The 18,541-nt window shown below is 70.8% G+C and carries 18 protein-coding genes and 1 pseudogene; 7 read left to right on the top strand and 12 right to left on the bottom strand.

The genetic code is table 11. The annotated features are described in order from the left end of the window. Positions 1–168: 168 nt before the first annotated feature. From F603_RS0119485 to F603_RS36585, 4 genes and pseudogenes are all read right to left on the bottom strand, one after another. Positions 169–2,703 carry an ATP-binding cassette domain-containing protein gene (locus F603_RS0119485; protein ID WP_037956529.1) on the bottom strand — a complete coding sequence of 845 codons (2,535 nt, stop codon included), beginning with the start codon at positions 2,701–2,703 and terminating at the stop codon, positions 169–171. Continuing rightward, positions 2,703–3,248 carry an NUDIX domain-containing protein gene (locus tag F603_RS35595; RefSeq protein ID WP_019547657.1) on the bottom strand — a complete coding sequence of 182 codons (546 nt, stop codon included), beginning with the start codon at positions 3,246–3,248 and terminating at the stop codon, positions 2,703–2,705. Before F603_RS35595 ends, F603_RS0119485 begins: the two co-directional genes overlap by 1 nt. Further along, positions 3,236–3,364 carry an NUDIX hydrolase gene (locus F603_RS36275; RefSeq protein ID WP_281168901.1) on the bottom strand — a complete coding sequence of 43 codons (129 nt, stop codon included), beginning with the start codon at positions 3,362–3,364 and terminating at the stop codon, positions 3,236–3,238. The genes F603_RS35595 and F603_RS36275 overlap by 13 nt, the downstream gene beginning before the upstream one ends. Before the next feature lie 57 nt (positions 3,365–3,421). Further along, positions 3,422–3,853 (bottom strand): annotated as a pseudogene (locus F603_RS36585) (NUDIX domain-containing protein); the annotation flags it as partial. Between the two features lie 424 nt (positions 3,854–4,277). Between F603_RS36585 and F603_RS0119475 the strand changes: the two are divergent. After that, a complete protein-coding gene (locus F603_RS0119475) occupies positions 4,278–4,772 on the top strand; it encodes a MerR family transcriptional regulator (RefSeq protein ID WP_019547656.1) in 495 nt (164 codons plus the stop codon). Continuing rightward, the gene (locus F603_RS0119470) at positions 4,769–5,101 is read left to right on the top strand and encodes a thioredoxin family protein (protein WP_019547655.1); all 333 of its coding nucleotides are present in this window, start codon (positions 4,769–4,771) and stop codon (positions 5,099–5,101) included. Before F603_RS0119475 ends, F603_RS0119470 begins: the two co-directional genes overlap by 4 nt. Before the next feature lie 967 nt (positions 5,102–6,068). Here the strand turns inward: F603_RS0119470 and F603_RS0119460 are convergent. Next, entirely contained in the window at positions 6,069–6,377 is a 309-nt protein-coding gene (locus F603_RS0119460) for a hypothetical protein (RefSeq protein WP_019547654.1), read from the bottom strand. A 242-nt stretch (positions 6,378–6,619) separates the two neighbouring features. Between F603_RS0119460 and F603_RS0119455 the strand changes: the two genes are divergently transcribed. Both F603_RS0119455 and F603_RS0119450 read left to right on the top strand, forming a co-directional pair. After that, a complete protein-coding gene (locus F603_RS0119455; RefSeq protein WP_019547653.1) occupies positions 6,620–7,423 on the top strand; it encodes a lantibiotic immunity ABC transporter MutE/EpiE family permease subunit in 804 nt (267 codons plus the stop codon). 1 nt (position 7,424) lies between these two features. Further along, the gene (locus F603_RS0119450) at positions 7,425–8,183 is read left to right on the top strand and encodes an ABC transporter ATP-binding protein (protein ID WP_019547652.1); all 759 of its coding nucleotides are present in this window, start codon (positions 7,425–7,427) and stop codon (positions 8,181–8,183) included. 62 nt (positions 8,184–8,245) lie between these two features. Here the strand turns inward: F603_RS0119450 and F603_RS0119445 are convergent, their stop codons facing one another. The 7 genes from F603_RS0119445 to F603_RS0119415 form a co-directional block, all read right to left on the bottom strand. Further along, positions 8,246–8,947 (bottom strand): helix-turn-helix transcriptional regulator, encoded by a 702-nt coding sequence (locus tag F603_RS0119445; RefSeq protein ID WP_019547651.1) that lies wholly within the window; start codon positions 8,945–8,947, stop codon positions 8,246–8,248. A gap of 122 nt (positions 8,948–9,069) precedes the next feature. Continuing rightward, positions 9,070–9,507, bottom strand: a complete 438-nt coding sequence (locus F603_RS32445) for a DUF2511 domain-containing protein (protein ID WP_019547650.1) — start codon at positions 9,505–9,507, stop codon at positions 9,070–9,072. Between the two features lie 5 nt (positions 9,508–9,512). Then, positions 9,513–10,460 carry an ABC transporter ATP-binding protein gene (locus tag F603_RS0119435; protein WP_019547649.1) on the bottom strand — a complete coding sequence of 316 codons (948 nt, stop codon included), beginning with the start codon at positions 10,458–10,460 and terminating at the stop codon, positions 9,513–9,515. Beyond that, positions 10,457–11,251 carry a hypothetical protein gene (locus F603_RS0119430; RefSeq protein ID WP_019547648.1) on the bottom strand — a complete coding sequence of 265 codons (795 nt, stop codon included), beginning with the start codon at positions 11,249–11,251 and terminating at the stop codon, positions 10,457–10,459. The genes F603_RS0119435 and F603_RS0119430 overlap by 4 nt, the downstream gene beginning before the upstream one ends. Then, the gene (locus F603_RS0119425) at positions 11,251–11,883 is read right to left on the bottom strand and encodes a hypothetical protein (protein WP_019547647.1); all 633 of its coding nucleotides are present in this window, start codon (positions 11,881–11,883) and stop codon (positions 11,251–11,253) included. Before F603_RS0119425 ends, F603_RS0119430 begins: the two co-directional genes overlap by 1 nt. Positions 11,884–12,008: 125 nt before the next feature. Beyond that, entirely contained in the window at positions 12,009–12,911 is a 903-nt protein-coding gene (locus tag F603_RS0119420) for a hypothetical protein (protein WP_019547646.1), read from the bottom strand. After that, on the bottom strand, positions 12,908–13,465 hold the full coding sequence (locus tag F603_RS0119415; protein WP_019547645.1) for an RNA polymerase sigma factor: 558 nt from the start codon (positions 13,463–13,465) through the stop codon (positions 12,908–12,910). Before F603_RS0119415 ends, F603_RS0119420 begins: the two co-directional genes overlap by 4 nt. A gap of 229 nt (positions 13,466–13,694) precedes the next feature. Between F603_RS0119415 and F603_RS34750 the strand changes: the two genes are divergently transcribed. The 3 genes from F603_RS34750 (at position 13,695) to F603_RS0119400 (ending at position 18,522) form a co-directional block, all read left to right on the top strand. Then, positions 13,695–13,865, top strand: coding sequence for a gallidermin/nisin family lantibiotic (locus F603_RS34750; protein WP_019547644.1), 171 nt, complete (start codon positions 13,695–13,697; stop codon positions 13,863–13,865). Between the two features lie 86 nt (positions 13,866–13,951). Next, positions 13,952–17,167: a lantibiotic dehydratase gene (locus F603_RS0119405; protein WP_019547643.1), complete on the top strand. Its 3,216-nt coding sequence runs from the start codon at positions 13,952–13,954 to the stop codon at positions 17,165–17,167. Further along, on the top strand, positions 17,164–18,522 hold the full coding sequence (locus tag F603_RS0119400; protein ID WP_019547642.1) for a lanthionine synthetase C family protein: 1,359 nt from the start codon (positions 17,164–17,166) through the stop codon (positions 18,520–18,522). The genes F603_RS0119405 and F603_RS0119400 overlap by 4 nt, the downstream gene beginning before the upstream one ends. Positions 18,523–18,541: the final 19 nt, after the last annotated feature.

The following is an 18,541-nucleotide window of genomic DNA, read 5'->3' as shown; positions in this document are numbered from 1 at the left end:
GCTTTTCCTTTCAACACCTGTGCAAGCACCGGTACTTGGCGCCTCCTCCTGTTGCCGACTGAGAAAGGGACGGAGGCCGCCGGAGGCTCGAGGGAGCCTTGCCTAACGGGCACAGGTGAGCGCCACGGGGCAGCGGGTGCGGGCGCGCGACGCCCGCACCCGCCCCGGCTACTCGGGCTCGGGTTCTGCGCCTCCTCTCGCCTCGGCCGTCGGGCGCCCGAGCGTGGTGGAGCGGTCAGTGGTCGTCGCGGGACCGTCGAGCACCGGGTCCTGCGGGGCCGTTGCGCTTTCCGGGTTCGTCGGGCTTGTGCAACTCGTCGGACTTCTCGGGTCGGTCGGGCTCGCGGCGTCCTCGCCACCGGCGTGCTCCTTGCCGGTACGGGCTTTGCCCTCTGCTCGGTCGCCCCGCTCGCCGGGTCGCTCGCTGCAGCCCGAAGACCGAGCGGTGCGGATGGTGTGTGACGTTTCCGGGGCCGGGGACATGCTGCCGAGCAAGTGGTGCGATGCAGCGCCCGTTGGGTCGGGGCTGGGATCGGGAGCGGCTTCGGAGCGTTCGAAGGCAGCGTGGTCGTGGCGTCCTCGCTCCGGCACAGACGCAGTTGTGAGCACTTCCCCTTCCCCGGTCGGCTTTTGGCGCGGGACAGCAAGGCACCCGCCGCCAACAGGAGTCGCCCTGGCCGAGGGCTCCGGTTCGTCGGCGTGAGTATCCGTCACGTCGCCCGTTACCGCCTCGGCCTCCGCCACTGACTGCTCCGCCGTGCTCGCGAACTGGGCGGCCTGAAGGTCGTACAGTCGTCGGTAGATGCCTCCCTCGGCGAGGAGTTCGTCAGGGGTCCCGGACTCCGCCACCTGTCCCTCGTCGAGGACGTACACCAGGTCGGCCATGCGTACGGAGGCGAGCCTGTGGGTGATCAGGACCACGGTCTGCCCTCGGTCGGCGAGGCGGCGGATCTGCTCGAAGACACGGAGCTCGGCGCGAGCATCGAGTGCCGCGGTCGGCTCGTCCACGATGAGTAGCTGCGCCTCCCGGTAACGAGCCCGTGCGATTCCGATCTTCTGCCACATGCCTCCCGAGATCTGATGACCGCCTCGGAAGCCTCGGACCAGGAGGGTGTCCCACCCTCGGGGCAATCCCTCGATGAACGAGGCCGCACCACCGTGCACCGCGGCCTCCTGGAGACGCCGCTCGGTCGGCTCGGCCTCGGGCCGGCCCAGGGCGATGTTGGCCCTGGCCGTGAACGGCCAGCGGTAGAAGTCCTGGTTGACTGTGGCGACTTGGGTGAAGAGCGAGGAGCGGTCCGCCTCCGCCGTGTCCACTCCGCCCCAGAAGATGCGCCCGGATTGCGGTGTGTACAGTCCGGCGAGCAGCTTCACCAGGGTCGTCTTCCCCGAGCCGTTCTCACCTACGAGCGCCACCACCTTCCCCGCCGGGATGGTGAGCGACACGTCCCTGAGGGCCGGGCGCGTCTCGCTCCCCGGATAGCCGAAGGTGATGCCCTCCATGCGGACATCGCTGGGCTGTCGCGGCAGAGGAAGACCTCCGGACGGAATGGCGCGCCTGGCGGACTCGACGCGGAGGCGGTCGAGGTCGGCGACGAACAGCGCTTCCTCATGGAGGTAGTTGACCTGAACCACCAGTGCCTCGAGGTTCGCCGAACCCGTACGGATGGCGATCACGGCAGTGCCCGCAACGGCGAGCGCCATCGTGCCGTCCCACAGCAGCCAGCCGAGCACGAGGTGGACGACGAGACTGGCCGCTCCCGTCCAGAGCGAGGCGACGACGCCCGTGCGTGCGGCGAGCCGGGCAAGCCGTGTCTGCTCGCCCTCGTAGCTTCGCGACATTTTCTCGAAATGGCCCAGCAGGAAACCGCCCAACCCGTGCACCCGCACCTCGGCGCCGGCCGCCGGCTCGGTGAGGAGCTGGCGGAACTGCTGCCCCGCGCGCTGGTGTTGTACCCAGGTGTGGAACGAGCGGTACCTGCGCCGCGCGATCGACAGCGCGGCCCAAGCCTGGGGCAGCACCATCGTCACCAGAAGAGGCAACAGCACGGGGTGGAGCACGGTCAGTACCCCCGCTGCTGCCACCAGCGAGAAGAGAGCATTGATCATGCTCGCTGAGTACTTGATCATTCGTCGTGCCGAACCCGCGCCGTACTGCGCCGAGTCGACGAGACGGTGGAAGTCGTCGTCCTCGATGGCGGCGAGCTCCACGCGCGACGCAGCCGCGAGGAAGTCCGCGGTGGCCACCCGCTCCACGACGGGTTCGAGGCGTCCTGTCCCGTACGTCGAGGTTGCTCGGGCTGCCGCTCCCGCCAAGGCCGCTGCGGCCACCACCCCGAGCGTCGGCAGGACCGCACCAAGCCGCGTCTCCATCGATCCCGACCCGAGCAGCACCACGAGGACGCTGTTGACGGCGACCAGGACGACGGCACGGGCGATGCCCTGCACCAACTCGGCAGCCGCGACGACGGAGGTCGCCACGGAGTCCGCCCGCCAGGCGAGGCGAACGGCGGAGCCGAGCATGCCCGGCAGCGCACGCAGCATCCCGGCGACGCTCAACGCGAGGAAAGCGTCGCGGTGGCGGGCCCACCCTTCCTCGTAGCGGAGCGGCCCGCCGAAGAGAAACCGTTCGGACGGGGTGCCCTCGGGCGGGCGTTTCGCCCCGTCCGAAGCCGCGCCCTCCTCCCGCTCCTGTGTGTCCATCAGTGCACCCCCGGCCACGAGTTGAGCTCGTAGCCCTGTGTCGCGAGGAGCGAGCCGCGGACGAACCCCGCGAGCAGCGAGCGCGCGTGAGGCGCGCACTCGCGGGGCGGCGCACCCGGATCGACCCATACGAGACGGGCGCAGCGGTGCGGTTCGCGGTTGTAGGGATCGCGGTGCCATCTCTGCGCCGTGAACGCGACGCCGAGGCTGGGGGTGCCGAACCCGCTCAGTGTGTCAACGAGTTGGCAGAACTCGAGCCATCTCGCGTCGACCACCACACCGACCCTCGCGTGCACTTCACGGAGCGCCGCTTCGACCAGGGACTCACCGCACAGGGCGGCACCGCTCGGTGGTGCCAACCGACCGCCTCCGTCCATGCCGTCGACCGCCCGGAGGAGCAGCACGCGGCCGTCGTCGCGTTGAAGCAGCACGGAGAGGCCGATCGGGCGCGAAGCTGCCTCTCGGGCCGAGAGCGAGGACCCGGACGACGACCGGACGTGCTCTGCTCCTCTTCCCAGCCCGAGCGCGGCGCTCATGCCGTCCATCCCAGGTCCGTGTAGCTCCATCCGGAGGAGATGCCCTCCAGCGCTGCTCCGGCGGACCACGTCAACTGCCCGGGCAGCGACCTTCTGTGCCACCAGGCGAGTTCTACACAGGGCACACCGTCCCCCTCCGACGGTGCGCCACCTCGCCGACCGTCGCCGGGACGCAGCGACGGTTCCCCGCTCCAGCGATGTACGCGGAAAACGCACTCGACGCGGCCGTGCGTCGATTCGGTCCCTGCGACATGCAGAAGGTGGACGAGCTCCAACTCCTCCGCCTGCACGGAGACTCCGATCCCCTCTGCTGCACGACGCACGGCACAGCTTCGTGCGCTCTCCCCGACGACGACGCTCGAGGGCAGTTGCCACACTCCCGGATGTCGGGCGGCGTTCCGGGGGCGCCTGCCCAACAGCACCCGCTCGCTTCGTTCGAATAGCAGATGAGAGTCGACAACGACTTGGCGTGTACGCACAACTCCTCCTGGAAAGCCGCTCGTTCGGACGGATGCTCGGAAAAACGACGCTCGCAGGGGTGGCGTCACGGCTCGGCGGGAGTGGATCGTCGAGTGAAAGTTCGACCGCCCCGGGCAGGACCCCGGCTGCCCCATGGCGAGGCGGCAGAGGGTGGCGGCCGAGCTGTGCGATTCACCCTGGCGTGGCCGAACACCCGGATCGGGGATTGCCCGGCCGCACGACCGGACGGGACGCCGTACACACGCTCCGGCATGCGCGTCCCACCGGGGCTCCGGGCGAGCAGGCAAGTCCCGCGGCGTCGCGGTGACTTGCCGTGCTCGGTCGCCTTGGTCCGCGTGCTCACCGAGGGCAGCGAAACAGTCGCTCTGGGTTCCATGCCGACGACCCTAGAAGGGCCCGACGACTCGACGGCAGTTATCCACAAGCCGAGCCGATGGACCACCCCTCGAGGTGAGCGGCTTACCCACAACTCGCCGGTTATCCACAGACTTTGGCCTTGACGTGGACGTCAAGGCCTAGCGTCGAAGACCTCACCACATCACACCTGTTGGAGGACCGATGCGCATCGGAGAACTGGCGCACCTCGCCGAGACCACCCCGCGCACCCTGCGCTACTACGAGTCCCGGGGACTCCTCACTTCCCGGCGCGACGCACAGGGCCACCGCACGTACGACCCCGTTGCGGTGCTGCAACTCCGCCAGATCCGCGTACTGCGGAAGATCGGCTTCGGCCTGGAGGAGACGAAGCCGTTTCTCGACTGCCTGCAGGCCGGGCACACCGAGGGAGACGCCTGCCCGGCCTCGCTCGACGCCTACCGAAGCAAGCTCGCCGAACTCGACTCGCTGACGGCTCGGTTGGACACCGTGCGTCAGGAGATCGAGGACCGTCTCCGCCGTGCCCAGGAACCCCCAGCACCGTCCGAACCGAAAGGCGATGTGCCTGCCTGCATGTTGACCAGCAACAGCCTTCCCGGGCCGCCGTCCTCACCGAACCGGTCCGCGCAAGCAACCCCGTCGCTCCGACTCACGGTTCCCCACAAGGAGAAGCGATGACAGCCACAGCCGACCTGCTCGCCGTCACCGACGCCGACTTCGAGAAGGAAGTGATCGCTTCCCCCATCCCCGTCCTCGTCGAGTTCACCGCTTCGTGGTGTTCTCCGTGTCGGATGATGCTTCCGGTGCTCACTCAACTCGCTGCCGAACGAGCAGGCGCCTTGAAGGTCCTGACCATGGACGTGGAGTCCAACCCTCGTACGCAGTCCGACTACTCAGTGCTCGCCATGCCGACGCTGATCGGCTTTCGGAACGGGGAGCCGATCACCTCTCTCGTGGGTGCCGTGTCGGGCCTTCGACTCAGGGAACACTTTGCGGGGCTCCTGTGACAGCGCCAGGACCGCACGGCGCCGAGCCCCCTTTGAAAAGCGGCCGGTTCAGACGACCGGCTTTCGCGAGCACCCATCGGCCTCGGGTGGTCGGAGCTCGGCGTCGTCCCTTTCAGTCGACTGCTCAGTACTCCGCCGCTGCCTCCTGCCGGGCCCGGCTCTGGACCGCCATCGCGGAAACGGCCAACTGCAACTGGGGGTAGAGCATCAGCAGCGACTCACCCAGCCGTGGGCGCAGCAACTTGTTCAGCGAAAGGGGAGAAGCACGTACTCGAGAATCCTCACCACTCAGTCGAAGCAGACGTCAACCGCAGCCACGAAAAGCCAGGCCGCAACCACACCGCGAGGTTTGAGTACGTCCGCGCACAGGTGACTGCGGGTACTTCTTTTCGGGCCGTCGAGGCGAGCGAGACCGTACGACGGAACAGTGGAAGGAACAGGGCAGAGAGGAGACCGACGCTCAATTCGCCGTTGATCACTGAGAAGAGAGCTGTGTGTCGGTGCCATGCCGAGCAGAGGCAAAACCGCGAACATCGTCGCGCGCACGCGAAGTTGGAGCCTCCAGTGCCGTAAGCAGTCGAGTGCCTCACGAGTGGACAGACGGAGCAGGTACAACAGGCGGACGAGGCGCGTTCGGGGGCGGGCGCAGGAGAGTTCTACGGTGAACCCGAGGCGTGTGGGCGGCAGAGTCGGGCGGAACGCTTCTGAGCGCTGCCACTCTGGATGAGCCGGCGTGGGGCGAATCGGAAGCGCCGCGACAGCAATCGTCGAAGCAGGGAAGGGAGGAGCGGCCCCGACCGAGGAGGTGCAAAGAGCGAACGGTGCAGCGCCATGCCGTGCCTGACCGATCGGGCGTAGCTCCGTCGTGTTGTCGTAGCGCGCGCAACGGCACCCCGCCGCGGTGAGGGGCCGACCCGCATCGCGAGCCGACCCCTCGCGCCGGCTGGGGAGACGAACTCCCCTCAGCTCACCAGTACCGCTTGACGTCGCAGTGCCGCTTGTAGTGCCCCTTGGGCACGTGGATGTTGCGCTCGGCGGCCTTTTTCGCCTTCTCCTTGGTGTTGCCGCTACCGTCCGCCCGCTCGTACCTGATGGCGTTGTTGTCGCTGATCCGGACGATCTGGCACTGCACCGTCGCGTGCCAGGTTTTCATCACCGCCACGCTGCTGGACGGTGCGACCGCTGCCTGCTCGGCGGCCACCGCCGCGGGCGCGACGAGACCGCCGAGAGCGAGTACGACGGTGGTTGCTGCGATTCCCCTGCGAAGCGTCTTCACGGATTCCTCCCGGTAGGTGGGGCAAGACGGCATCCGACCGGCACTCGGCCGGCGACACCGCTTTGACGCTCGCACCCCCGCTGCCCCCATGTCCTGCGATGGCAGCCCCTTTGGCAGTCGCCTGGCAGTCCTGCCGACGCCTCGCACAGGGAAACGGATTTTTTGCGCACATCGGGCGTGAACCGCGATCCACCGGAACGCTACGTACCCCCCGTCCACCGAACCGGTCCCCGGGAGATCGCATGACAGTCGAAACGTCGGCCCCACCGCTTGCACGCGGTCGCGACGCACCGTCGCTGGTGACGGTCGTCGGCACGGAGCTCATCCGCCATCGCCGCGGCTTCCTCCTCTGGTACCACCTCCTAGCCCCCGTGATCATCACGGTGCCGCTGTTCCTCGGCTCGCTCGGCTCCTCCGAGGCGAAGGCAGGGCGAACGTTCGAGGTCTTCCAGAACGTGACCCTGGAGTTCTGGGGCGTGCTCGTCCCGATGACTGCGGGCCTGGCCGCCGCCCTCTCCGTCCGGGCCGACCAGGACGCGTGGCGCCTGCTGCTCTCGTACGGCGTCCCGCGCGGCCGCTACTTCGTCGGCAAGGTCGCAGCCCTCGGCGTCCTCGGCTTCGTCTCCTCCACGGTCCTGCTGCTCATGCTGGCGCTCGGCGCCGCCCTCGCCGGCGCGTTCCCCGAAGCGATGGGGACGGTCCTGCCCGCGGTCTACCTGCCGTGGCTGGTCGGGCTCTCCATGACGGCCCTCGCCGTGCTCTGCGCGGTCGTATGGGGCATGGGACCGAGCATCGGAATCGGTGTGGCCGGGCTCCTCTGCGGTGCGCTCGTCTCCGACAAGGTCTTCTGGTTCGCAGTCCCCTTCGCCTGGCCGATGCGCGTCGTGCTGCCGCTCGCCGGCATCGGCCCGAACGGCGTTCCCCTTCCCGAGGACAGCCCGGTGAGAGATCCGTCAGCCATCCCCCTCGCGCTCGGGCTCGCGGCTGCACTGACGGCGGTCCTGATCGTCGTCGGACGAGTCCACATGAGCCGCAAGGAGATCTGAGATGCCCGGAGCACAACAGACAGACACCGCGCCCTCGACGCCGACCGAGCGTACGGCGCTCACCATCCGTGGCCTCCACAAGCACTACGGCTCGCACCGTGCCCTCGACGGTGTCGATCTGTCGGTGGAGACAGGGGAGGTCTACGGCCTCCTCGGCCCTAACGGCGCCGGCAAGACAACCCTGATGAAGGCGATGCTGGGTCTTCAGCGGCCCTCGTCGGGAACGATCGAAATCTTCGGCCGCCCCGTCGGTCGGGAGTCCCTCGCGCAGGTCGGAGCCCTCATCGAAGTACCGGGACTGTGGCCCACGTTGACGGCTGCCGAGACGATGAAGGTGCACGCCCGGCTCCGCGGCGTCCCGGAGGAATGGATCGCCCCCGCACTGCAGACGGTGAAGATGGACGGGGTGGGCGGCAGGCGCGTCGGAGCGTATTCGCTCGGTATGCGCTGGCGCCTCGGGATCGCCGTGGCGCTCCTCGCCCGCCCTCGCCTTCTCCTCCTCGACGAGCCGACGAACGGACTGGACCCCGTAGGCATCAAGGAGATGCGCGGCATCATCCGGGCCCTCGCCGACGAGGGCGTGGCCGTTCTTCTCGCCAGCCACCAGCTCGCGGAGGTTGCCCAGGTATGCGACCGGGTGCAGGTCCTCGTCGAAGGCCGTACGCGGTACGAGGGAGCATTGGCCGGACTCGCACCGGACGGGGACCTCGAGCAGGGCTTCTTCCGCCTTGTGGAGTCAGCCGACGCACGCATCCGCTGATGCTCGTGCACGAGCCCCCGGAGTCGAGCAGATCCCGGGGGCCGGCACGGCCGAGCGCATCGTCAACTGGCGTCGCTGGACGAGAGATTGCGCCCGGCAACGACGTTCGGTCGTCCGTTGGCCCTGGAGACCGCCGCCATCAGCTCCGATCTGCGGGAGACACCGAAGGCGTCGTAGAGGTGACGGATGCGGCGGTACATGGTGCGCTCGGAACAGTAGAAGCGCCGGGCGATCTCGGAGACCGTCAGCGAGGTGCCCAGCAGTCTCAACAATTCCTCGTCGTACGGACCGGGATGGCCGTCGGGTCGCACTTCACCAGCGGCCTCGACGGAGGAAGAACGGCTGTGCTGACTCAGACCGACCACGGCGGAACTATGGCTCACGCACCGTGCGCAGACGGCATCGAGCTGCTCCCGGCTGGGGTTGGCAAGGTTGAAGACGAGGTCGGCGCCCGAACGTATGGCGTGGTATGCCTGATGCCCGGAGACATCGTGCGTGACGGCGACAATCAGTGCGGTGGCCTGGTTGAGACGGACGGCACGCAACTCCTCGTTCTGGAATTCGGTCGTCGACGGCATCAGCAACGGCCGGGTGAGGACTGACGTCTCTGCGGCGAGGTCCCGATAGGCGACGAAGCGGATGTCGGGGAGCTGGGCCCGGAGTCTGCCGAGTGGTGTGTGGGGCGAGTCGAGTAGCTCGCGGAGTGCGTGGTGGGCGATGACCTGACGCCCGGGCTCCGTCCTGGAGCCCGCTTGCTCGAACAAGTTGGATCTCCCCCGTTGTGCTTACGGTTCTCCCTGAGGTTTGTCCCGCGGCCTCTACCGGTGGGCTGAAACCATGCTGGGGAGCCGGCGCTAGGCCGAGAGAGCCCGCGCCGTCCCCTGCGCTACGGGTTGCAGAGCTTCAGGGCGCGGCTCAGCACAGTGCCGAGGCTGATATCCCCGCCACCGCTCCCCGAGGCACGGATGGGCCCGACATCCGGGTAACCGGCTTGGCGTGCACGGTCGTTGAGCGCATAGGTCGTGCCTCCCTGCACGGTGAAGACGGCCTTGTCACCGTCGCGGCACTCGGCTGTGCCACGGGGGACGGTGAACGGCCAGGTGTAGGCGAAGTTCTCTTCGCCGATCTCCTGTTTTGTGCTCGTGGGGCTCGGCAACGGTGCCGGATCGGTGGTGGCTGGGTCGGCGCGCCCTTCGCCCTTGCAGCCGGCGGTGCCGGCGAGTACCAACGCGGCGAGGGCCGCGCCGAGAAGTGCGCCGTGGCGCCTGGTGTGCGTACGCAATTCGGCGCGCGGAGCTGCAGCGGGTGGGGCCGCGGGGCTCATCGTGGTTACTTCCTCTCGTGTGAAGGTGGTTCTGCTGTGGACCGGGCCGTGCTGTGGCCTGCCGTGGCGTGAGCTCGGGTGGGGGCGTGGTCGCGGAGGAGAGCGGCGTAGCCGTCCTCCAGGGTGGGTTCGGCTGGTCGGCCGCCGGCCGGGGCGGCGTCGGCAACCATCCGGTACTCGGCGCCTGCCGAGGTCGTGGCCGCGCTGACGACGTCTGCTTCCGGAGGCGGACCGCCGCCGACCTCTGTCGCGGTGACGGCCCAAGTGCGCCCGGCCGCCTGGCTCACGAGCGCGGCCGTGGTGTCGTGGAAGAGGAGCCGCCCCGCATCGAGTACGGCGACCTCGCGGCAGGTCTGTGCGACGTCGTCGAGGATGTGGGTGGAGAGAAGCACGGTGCGCCCCCGTCCGAGCCCGGCGAGCAGCCTGCGGAACCGCATGCGCTCGTGCGGGTCGAGGCCCGTGGTCGGTTCGTCGACGACGAGTACGGTCGGTTCGCCCATGAGGGCCTGGGCGATGCCGACTCTGCGTTTCATGCCACCGGAGAAACCGGAGAGGCGGCGTCCCGCGGCGTCCTCCAGGCCGACGTCACCGAGGTGTTCCTCGACCTGTCTGCGACGCTCGCGCTTGTCGTCGAGCCCCTTGAGCACGCCGATGTAGTCGAGGAACTCGCGTGCCGTCAGGTCCGGGTAGAGGGAGAGCTCCTGCGGAAGGTAACCGAGTGTGCGTTTCACCGCGGTACGGCCCGCGGTTGTCGCGAGATCGTGCCCGGCGACCTCGACGGTGCCGGAGGTCGGGCGCAGGATGCCGGTGAGGACGCGCAGGAGTGTGGTCTTACCCGCTCCGTTGGCACCGAGGAGCCCGACGGTGCCGCCTTCGACGTGGAGGTCGACGTCGTCGAGTGCCCGGTGTCCGCCGCGGTAGACCTTGGCGAGTCGGCGGGTGGTGATGTTCATGGCGCTCCGTGTCGTCGCAGTCGGGTGGCGAGGTGGCCGAGGGCGTAGCAGGCGAGGGCGAGCGCCAGCACGAGGGCCAGGTTCAACAGGGCTGTCGTGTCGGTCACTTCGGGACGCGCGAAGCCGGTGCTCTCGCGGCGTGCCCAGACCTCCGGGGCGTGGGCCCAGGCCACGAGCGGATATCCGCCGAGCGGGCTGAACACGGTGCCCGTGGGTGTGGGGACGGGCGAGAGCGAGGGCGGGAGCTGGACGGCCCACAGCCACGCGGCGACGAGGACGCCGCGCGCGGCCGCTACCGGCATCAGCGCGCCGAGCAGCCCGCCGAGCGAGGCGGCGAGGAGCGCGGCCGGGAGTACGGCGGTGACGAGCGCGGCGAGGGTGGCGACCAACGGCACGATCGAGGCGGCGGCAGCAGCGACGACGGCGCCGAAGAGCAAAAGGGGTGCGGCGACCGGCGTGAGCGCGGTGAGCAACGGCCCGAGCGAGGCGCCGAGACTGCGCGCGAGAGCGGCGGTGGGGGTCGCCTCCAGCACGTCGGCGAGGCCGCGTGTCTCCATGCCTCTGCGGAGCCGGTCGGCGAGGGCGATGCCGACGCCGAGGGCGCAGAAAGTGTTGACCAGCACCACGACGGCGCCGACGCGGGCCGTCGGGTCGGTGTGGCCGGTGACGACGGGCGAGGTGACGGCGAGGAGCAGGCTGAGTGCGGTGAGCGGGACGACGGTGCCGAGGACCGCCTTGCGTCGTACCGCCATGAGCGCCTCGTAGCGCACGGTGCACAGCAGCGCGTTCATCAGACCTCCAGCAGGCGCAGGGCGGAGCGCTCGGCGTCGGCGAGGGTGCGCAGCGCGAACAGGAAGAGGACGCCGCCTGCGAGAAGCGCCCAGGGCGCTTGGACGGTGGCCTGCGGGAGGGCCTGGTCGAGGAGGAGGACCTTGGCCAGGACGACGGCGGCGACCGTTCCGGTGGCGGCGGCACCCGAGCCGAGGCGTACGGCGGACCAGACGGCGGTTCCGCTCAACAAAACCGTGAGGGCGAGGAGTTCGGAGAGAGTCGCGGCAGGCGCCGGGGAACTTCCCGTGGCCAGAAGGCCTGCGACGAGGAGCAGCGCGGAGACGGCCGAGGCGGCACCGACGAGGGCCAGGCGGCGGGTGACCGTGCGGGGGTAGCCGGTGGGCAGCGTCAGGTGGAGCTCGGCCATGGGTTCGCGTACGACCACGGTGGCGCAGGCGAGTGCGGTCGCGACGGGCAGGGCGCACTCGAGCACGAGGCGTCCGGGAAGGGTCCCTTCCGGTGGCCCCGCCGAGAAGGCGGCGAACGCGGCGACGGCGGCGAGCGCGGGCAGCAGGAGCGCGGTTCTCCCGCAGCGACGAGCTTCCTGGGCCCAAGACGCCTGCGGCGGTGCGGTGTTGGATGCGGTGCGCATGGCTGTTGCCCCCTCTCGGCGCGGTCGGTGGCTGGTGGGAGGTACCGCCTCCCCTGCCGGTAACGGGGGGAGCCGGGCACGGGAGGCGGTACGTGCGTGTACGTAGCGGCTGGGCGGCGGGCGGTTCACGCGGGTTCGGCGACGGCGTCGGGGGAGCGGCGGACCTGGCGCACGGCCCAGCCGAGGAGGAGCGCGGAGAGGGCGAGCGTCCACCAGGAGGTCGTCAGGAGCGGGTTGAGGACGACGGCGAGGGGGCTTGTGAGGAGGCCGTCGGGTCCGGTCAGGACGCTCAGCAACCAGATCGCCGCACCGGCCGAGGCTCCGGTGGCGGCGCCGAGCCGGAGGGAGAGGGCGAGCGCAGCGGTGGAGGCGAGGAGGCCCTGCCCGAGCCAGCCGGAGACGGCCGTCCACCAGCCGAGGTCGCCGAGGAGCGCGGAGCAGCCGAGCGCGAGTAGCAGGTCGAGGGTGAGGACGGCTGTGGTGCGGGCGAGGAAGACGCTCGTCGGCGAGGTCGGGAGGGTGTGCATCAGCTCGTGTCTCGGGTCGGTTCTGGGGGAGCTGACGAGGAGGGCGCCGAGCAGGAGGACGAGGACAGCGGCGGCGGAGAAGGCGCGGAGCGTCGTGCTCGGGTCGCCGAGGAGCGGTGCGAGCAGAGCGGCGGCGAGGAGGCCGACCGCGCTGAGCGGTGCCCACGCCCGGGGGAGCAGCTTCGTCTGGCGTTGGACGAGTTGTCCGGCGAGGCGGAGCGTGCGCGCGGGTGACGGACGGTGGGGCGCCGTCGACAGGACGGGCTGGGGTTGCGTCGCGGTCTGCGGGGTGAGGACCGGGGCGATGAGGGTGTCGAAGGAGGGTGCGGCTGCGTTGCGCGCCGCTTCGTCGGTACGGACTGCATCGGTGACGCCCTGCCACCAGGCGAGGCGACTGCGGCAGGCGGCGCACTCTCTCAGGTGCGCGGGGCGCGCCCCGTCCGCGGTCGATTTGGCGAGGGCTGCGAGGGAGTCGTCCTCCAGGTGGGGTGGTTGCTTCATCGTCGCGCCGTTCCTTCCAGCCGCGTGGCGGCGAGCATGTTGCCGAGCCGCTTGCGGGCGTGCGACATGCGGCTTTTGACGGTACCGACGGGGATCTCCAGCACCTCCGCCACCTCCGGGTAGGCCAGGTCTTCGACAAGCACGAGCGCGAGGACTTCGCGCAGGTGTTCCGGTAGGGCCCTGACGGCCGTGCGCAGTGCGTCGCGCTCGGCTGCGACGACGACCTGTTCCTCGACGCCGGGGGCGGGGTCGGGGACCTCGTACGCCTCGGCGAGGTCGGCGAAGCGGGGACGGGAGCGGCGGAGCTGGTTGTGCGCCTGCCGCCGTGCTACGCCCAACAGCCAGCTACGCACGGAGGATTCGCCTCGGAAACCCGTAGCGGAGCGCCAGACGGCCAGCCAGGACTCCTGGAGGATCTCCTCGGCGGCGCCCTGGTCCGAGGTGAGCCTACGGATGAGGCGCAGCATGGCGGCAGCGTGTCTCTCGTACAGGTCCCGCAGGGCCGACTGGTCGCCGTGCGCGGCAGCGGTCAGCAGAGTCTCGTCGGAACACACATCTTGTGTGTAGCGCTGCCGACGGACGCGGTTCACTGTTGTCTGCGCAATTCCCCAGGAAGGTTGCGGCACGGCCTCCGCCGCGCGCCCCTCGGGTGCGCCCCTGCCACGAACCTGCCATCACTGCCATTTCCCCAGCTACCCGGTGAGTCGGGAGGCACAGACGTGCTTGCGTATAACTCGGATCGATCCGGTGCACACCTGTCTGTTCTCGACGAAGGAGGCCGATGTGGGTATCAACTCTCCCGCTGACGTGAGGAACGACGAGGGGCTGCTCGACCTCGACCTGGAGATCGGTGTGGAGAAGTCGGTGGCCGGTCCGGCCGTCACCAGCATCTCCTACTGCACCCCGGGATGCACCAGTGAGGGCGGCGGCTCCGGCTGCAGCCACTGCTGCTGACGCCCGTGCCGGGGAGGGACCGCACGTCCCTTCCCGGCACGACCCGCCCGCGACCGGGCACCAGAAGCAATCGACCAGGGGGAGACATGGGGGAGCCGAGCATCTCGGACACGGACCGCAGGGACGGCGGCAATCTCTTCAGGGCGGCCGACCTCTTCCTGTGCAGGTCCCCGCTGAACCCGCAGGCGCCCGGGCTGCCCACCGGGCACGCGGGCGGACCGCGCGAGCGGGAGGCGTGCGCCGCGGTGCTGGCGTCCGCCGGGGACGACGCCGCACTCCACGAGGCGCTGCTCCTCGCCTCCCCCAGCCTCGCCTCGCTCGTCCACAGGGTCCGCGCGCACGGAGCGGAGGGGATCACCGACGCACGCCTGCGCCGCGCGGCGCTGGCCGTCCTCAGGTACGACGTACGCAGGCGCACCCGTCCGACGCCGTTCGGCCTCTTCGCAGGGGTCGCCGTCGGGACGTTCGACTCGACGGCGAAGGCGGAACGCGGTCCGGCGCACCGGACGCGCACGCACGTCGACATGCAGTGGCTCACCAGAGTGGGGAACCGGCTGGAAGCGGACGCGGCAGTGCTCTCGTGCCTCGATGTCCAGGCACATCAGGGGCTCCGGGTGCGAGGCGACCGCCTCGTGCTCACCTACCCGTCCACCCGCGGCGTCCCACCGCGCGGCGACGGACCCGACAGGTCGACGGTCTCCGTACGGCGCACACCGCTCGTCGCCGAGGCCGTGGCGAAGGCGCGGTGCCCCGTGCCCTACGGGGAGCTCGTCGGGGACCTCTCCGCGGCGTTCCCCGGGGTACCGGTCGAGCGCGTGCGTACGCTCCTCGCCGCCCTGGTCCGGGAGGAGTTGCTGATCACCGAGGTCCGCCCGCCGCTCGACGGCGGCGACCCGCTCCGACACCTGCTCGACGTCCTCGACCGCGCGTCCGGTGGTGGCGGGACATCGGAGGAGACGGAGGAGCTGCGGCTTGCCCTGCACCGTCTCGACGGCGCACGGCACGCGTACGACGCGCTCCCCGTCGGCGCCGGCGCGGGCCGGCTCCGGCACCTCCTCGACACCGCTCGCGCGGCGGAGCCGGACGACACTCCTCTCCACATCGACACGCGGCTCGACACCGAGCTGCGGCTCCCGCACGTCGTCCGCTCCGAGGTCGAGCGCGCCGCCGAGGTGATGTGGCGCCTCTCCCGCCCCAAGCTCGGCCTCTTCGCCCTCCGCGAGTACCACCGCCGCTTCCTCGACGTCTACGGCGCCGACCGTCTCGTCCCCGTGCTGGAGCTCCTCGACGAGGCGACGGGCCTCGGTGCCCCTGCCGGGTACGGCTGGCCCAACAGCGAGGCCCCCGAAGTACCGCCCGAGGACGCGCGTTCGCTCGGCAGGGACCGCGCGATGGCCCGCCTCGTCGCCCGTGCCCAACGGGCCGGGCTTCGCGAAGTCGTGCTGAGCGACGCCGAGTTGGCAGAGTTCGCGCGCGGCTCGGCGGACCCTGCCGACCTGCCCTCCTCGTGCGAGGTCACCGTCCAGGTGACGGCGCCGGGGGCCGAGGCGCTCGGCGAAGGCGAGTTCCGCGTCTTCCTCTCCCCCTCACCGGGCTCCCACCGTGCCGGGTCGACTTTCGCACGCTTCGCTGACCTCGACCCGGAGTGGCGGGCCCGCTTCGCCGCGCTCGACCGTGACGTCCCCACACATGTGGCGGGCGCCGTCCCCGTGGACCTCGCCTTCCGGCCGCGCGGTGGGCGGGCCGCCAACCTCGCGCACACGGTCCCCGGCACCGGGAGGCGGGTCTCGGTCGGCGTGCCGAACGCGGGGGACGTCGAGGAGCTGCCGGTGGCGGAGGTCGGTATCGGCGCGACATTGGAGCGGATGACGGCGGTCCATCTGCCGACGGGCCGCGAACTCGCTCCCGTTCTGGGCAACATGGTCAGCGCGCCGGCCCAAGCGCCCAACGCGGTACGGCTGTTGTGGGAGATCGGGCTCGAGGGCCAGCGGCTGTGGGAGCCGTGGAACTGGGGGCCGCTCGCCGACGCGCCGTTCGTGCCGCGCGTCCGCCACGGCCGCTTCGTCCTCGCCAGCGCCGTCTGGCGGCTCGACGAACTGCGGGCGGCAGCCGAGGAGTCGCACGCGGGCTGGGAGGCGGCCCTCTCGCGGTGGCAGGAGTTCTGGCAGGTGCCGCGGCTCGTCCTCGCCGTCGCAGCCGACCAGCGACTCACGCTCGACCTCGACGATGCCTGGCACCGCGAGCTCCTCCGCGACCAGCTCTGCCGCAACCCGGAACTGATCGCGCAGGAGGTCCCGGGAGAGCACGAGGGTTGGTTGGAAAGCCCTTTCGCCGGACACACGACGGAGTTGGTCGTCCCGCTCACCCGCCGCCCCGACGTCCCCCCGCGGCGCGGGTACGCGGGGCACCACCAGCCGCAGCGCACCGTGCACGGGCTCGGCGGCAACTGGCTCTACCTCAAGCTCCACGGCCCCGCCCGCTGCCAGGACGAACTCCTCCGCGACCACCTGCCCGCGCTCGTCAACCTCGCCGGCGAGGAGGGAGCCGAGAGCTGGTTCTTCCTCCGCTACACCGACCCGTCAGGGCACCACCTGCGTGTACGCCTTTACGCGGAATCCGCCGACCGCCTGTGGGGACGGGTGGCACCGGCCGTCGGCGCCCTGCTCGAGGAGTGGCAGCGCGCCGGTCTCGTCCGCAGCCACACGCTGGCGCAGTACGACCCGGAAACGGAACGGTACGGAGGCCCCACGGCGCAACACCTCGCCGAGCAGGTCTTCCGGTACGACAGCGAGGCGGCGCTGGAACTGCTCCGCCTCGCCAAGGAGCCGGAGAACGGCCACGACGCGGAGAGCCTCGCCGCCGTCTCCGTCGCCTCCCTCGCTCACGCCTTCGGCCCACCGGACCCCGAAGACCCGCTCCTCACGGGCGACTTCGGGGACGACTCGGCTGCGGCATGGCTCTCCATGACGGGCTCTCGCCGGGACCTTCCCCAGGAGTACCGGCCGGGCGCCGGGCAGTGGCGACGCCTGGTCGACCCGTACGCCGGCTTCCCCGCGCTCGCCGGCGACGGCACGGGGCTGCGGATACGCGAGGCCCTGCTGCCGCGCGACGAGGCAGTGCGGCGGCTCGCCTCGCGTGTTCGCGAGGCGTCGTCGACGCCGCGGGGCCGCATAGTCGGCAGCCTCCTCCACATGACCTGCAACCGCCTCTTCGGCGGGGACAGCGCCCAGGAGGCGAGGGTGCTCGGCATCGCACGCGGAGCCGTCCAGGACAACCTCAACCGTCGGAGGCACCACGCATGAAGCGGACCTGCACCGTCAGCGCGGCGGAGGCGGTCTCCCTCGTCGCCGAGCGCCTCGCCGATCCCGCGCACACCGCTGCCGTGGCCTCCAGGGACGACAACCGCGACCCGGTCTACGACGCCGTCATGTGGGGCCCGATGACGCTCGCCAACGGGCTCCCCGGCACCGCGCTCCTCTACGGCGAGCTCACCCGCACCGACGAGCGGTGGCGCACCGTGGCACACCGCCACCTCCAGGCCGCCGCCGGTGCGATGGCGACGTCGCCGAGTCACGGCCTCTTCTCCGGTCCTGCCTCGTTGTTGGCCGCCGCCCAGACCTGCGCAGGCCTCGACGGTCATTACGCCACGCTGCGTTCGCGCCTCGCCCGCTGGGTCGCCGACGACCAGGCGACAAGGCTGCGCGCCTTCGACGCCCGCGCCCGCACACCCGGCGTCGGCTGGGGCGCCTACGACCTCGTGAACGGCATCTCGGGGACGGCGAGACTGCTCCTCGACTCCGCGACGGACCCGGCGGAGGTGAGCCCGGAGGTCGAGTCGGCGCTCGACGCCTCGCTGCGCCACCTCGTCCGTCTCACCGAGCCGGTCCACGTCGACTCTGACGTGCTCCCCGGCTGGTGGGTCCCGGCCGAGCTCCAGGTCAGCGACCGTGATCGCCGGACCTATCCGCGCGGCGACCTCAACCTCGGTATGGCGCACGGCATTGCGGGCCCTCTCTCGGTCCTCGCCGCATCCTGCACCGCCGGGCGCGAGGTCCCCGGCACGCGCGACGCCGTGCGCCGCATCGCCGAGTGGCTCCTCGGCTGGACGCTCCACGACGACGCCGGCCCCTACTGGCCTGCCCGTGTGCCTCGCGAGGACGAGACGGCATCCAGGTCGAAGCGCCCTTCGGCGCTCTTCACCCGTACCGCCTGGTGCTACGGCACTCCGGGCGTCGCGGCCGCGCTCCACCGCGCCGGGTGTGCGCTCGGCGAGCGGCCGTGGTGTCGCGCAGCGGTCACCGCGTTGGAGACGGCCCTGCGGCGCGACCCGTCGAGGTGGGCGATCGAGGGCCCGACTCTCTGCCACGGGTTCGCGGGTCTCCTCCGCATCGTCCTGCGCGTGGCGGACGAGGCCGGCAACGCAGAGCTCGCCGCCCGCGCCGAGCCCGTACGCCGCCGGGTCCTCGAACTCGCCGACGAGTCGGCGCCGTTCGGCTTCCGCCACCTCATGCGCCACCCGGCCGCGGCCCGCTCTCCCGATCCGCACCGCGCGTTGAACGTGGCGGGGTTGCTGGAGGGCGCGGCGGGGGTGGCGCTCGCGCTCCTTCCTCCGAACACGTCCCCGCTCGCCTGGGACCGCTGCCTGGGGCTGGCGTGAGGGGGCAGGCAGCGGTGTC

Source organism: Streptomyces sulphureus DSM 40104 (genome assembly GCF_000381025.1).
In the GTDB taxonomy this organism is placed as follows: domain Bacteria; phylum Actinomycetota; class Actinomycetes; order Streptomycetales; family Streptomycetaceae; genus Streptomyces; species Streptomyces sulphureus.
This window is presented reverse-complemented; position numbering and strand designations above follow the sequence as displayed.

What these genes read in the sequence shown, in the direction of transcription:
- F603_RS0119485 (WP_037956529.1), bottom strand. Translation starts at nt 2,703, where the DNA reads ATGGACACACAGGAGCGGGAGGAGGGCGCGGCTTCGGACGGGGCGAAA.
- F603_RS35595 (WP_019547657.1), bottom strand. Translation starts at nt 3,248, where the DNA reads ATGGACGGCATGAGCGCCGCGCTCGGGCTGGGAAGAGGAGCAGAGCAC.
- F603_RS0119475 (WP_019547656.1), top strand. Translation starts at nt 4,278, where the DNA reads ATGCGCATCGGAGAACTGGCGCACCTCGCCGAGACCACCCCGCGCACC.
- F603_RS0119470 (WP_019547655.1), top strand. Translation starts at nt 4,769, where the DNA reads ATGACAGCCACAGCCGACCTGCTCGCCGTCACCGACGCCGACTTCGAG.
- F603_RS0119455 (WP_019547653.1), top strand. Translation starts at nt 6,620, where the DNA reads ATGACAGTCGAAACGTCGGCCCCACCGCTTGCACGCGGTCGCGACGCA.
- F603_RS0119450 (WP_019547652.1), top strand. Translation starts at nt 7,425, where the DNA reads ATGCCCGGAGCACAACAGACAGACACCGCGCCCTCGACGCCGACCGAG.
- F603_RS32445 (WP_019547650.1), bottom strand. Translation starts at nt 9,507, where the DNA reads ATGAGCCCCGCGGCCCCACCCGCTGCAGCTCCGCGCGCCGAATTGCGT.
- F603_RS0119435 (WP_019547649.1), bottom strand. Translation starts at nt 10,460, where the DNA reads ATGAACATCACCACCCGCCGACTCGCCAAGGTCTACCGCGGCGGACAC.
- F603_RS0119430 (WP_019547648.1), bottom strand. Translation starts at nt 11,251, where the DNA reads ATGAACGCGCTGCTGTGCACCGTGCGCTACGAGGCGCTCATGGCGGTA.
- F603_RS0119425 (WP_019547647.1), bottom strand. Translation starts at nt 11,883, where the DNA reads ATGCGCACCGCATCCAACACCGCACCGCCGCAGGCGTCTTGGGCCCAG.
- F603_RS0119420 (WP_019547646.1), bottom strand. Translation starts at nt 12,911, where the DNA reads ATGAAGCAACCACCCCACCTGGAGGACGACTCCCTCGCAGCCCTCGCC.
- F603_RS0119405 (WP_019547643.1), top strand. Translation starts at nt 13,952, where the DNA reads ATGGGGGAGCCGAGCATCTCGGACACGGACCGCAGGGACGGCGGCAAT.
- F603_RS0119400 (WP_019547642.1), top strand. Translation starts at nt 17,164, where the DNA reads ATGAAGCGGACCTGCACCGTCAGCGCGGCGGAGGCGGTCTCCCTCGTC.